This is a genomic window from Ruegeria sp. AH12 (assembly GCF_056541465.1).
The window spans coordinates 1-911 of record NZ_JBQFYL010000099.1 but is presented as its reverse complement, the minus strand read 5'-3'; the positions used below and the strand labels follow the sequence as shown (position 1 = coordinate 911).

General features: G+C 52.9%; 1 protein-coding gene. It reads right to left on the bottom strand.

Annotation, left to right across the window (positions count from 1 at the left end; all coding sequences use genetic code 11):
• On the bottom strand, positions 1–911 hold a 911-nt coding region (locus ACR0EL_RS21895; protein WP_480502274.1), incomplete at both ends, for a hypothetical protein.

Genomic DNA, 911 nt, shown 5'->3' with positions numbered 1-911 from the left:
AGGTTCAGCGTGTCGTTCGCATTGCCTCCGTACAGGATCGCGAATCCGCTGCCACCCGTGATCGAGGCCGAGTTCGTGATGGTGGCCGACGTATTGTCAGTGATACGTTCAACTAAAATAGCGCTGTTAAGACCTTCAATGCTGCCGCTGTTCATGATGGAGATTGAGCTGTTTCCGCCCAACGCACCTATCGTGGCTTCAATCGCGTTGTCGGCCGAAAGCAAAGCACCGCTATTGGTGATGGTGACAACACCATCACCCACCAAAAGGACATCTAAGGCCTCTTGCGCAGTTACCAGGTTACCAGTGTTCGTCAACGTAATGTCGCCATTACCAGAAACACCCGCAAGGATCGCATCGCCGCTGACACTGCGCAGGTCGCCGGTGTTGTCTACGACTATGTTACCGTTGCCAGTTGCAACTGCGCTAATTGCTTCGAAGTCATTGGCCAAGATAGCCCCGCTATTGGCTATCCGTACATCTCCATTGCCCCCAGCGAAGGCTTCAATCCCGTGTTGACCAGAGGTAATACTCCCTGACGAAGTTATCGAAACATCACCGTTGTTGACGACCGTACTGATTCCAGCTTGCAGACCTGAAGTTATGTCTGCGCTGTTGACAATTGCCACAGTCCCCATTGCGCCAGTGTGGTCTGCATAGATACCATAGTTTAAGGCCGTGATTTCGCCGCTGTTCTCGATAGAGATTGAGCCGTTTCCACCCAATTCCGCTTCGATCCCGATGTCGTTAAGCGACAACAAGGAGCCGCCGTTGGTGATCGCGATATCACCGTCACCTGTCACACGGGAACCAATTGTCACCAGATCGCCCGACAAGTCGCCCGTGTTGGTCAGCGTGACGTTGCCATTACCGCCAACATCCGCAAAAATGGCACTTGAGATAACGGATGT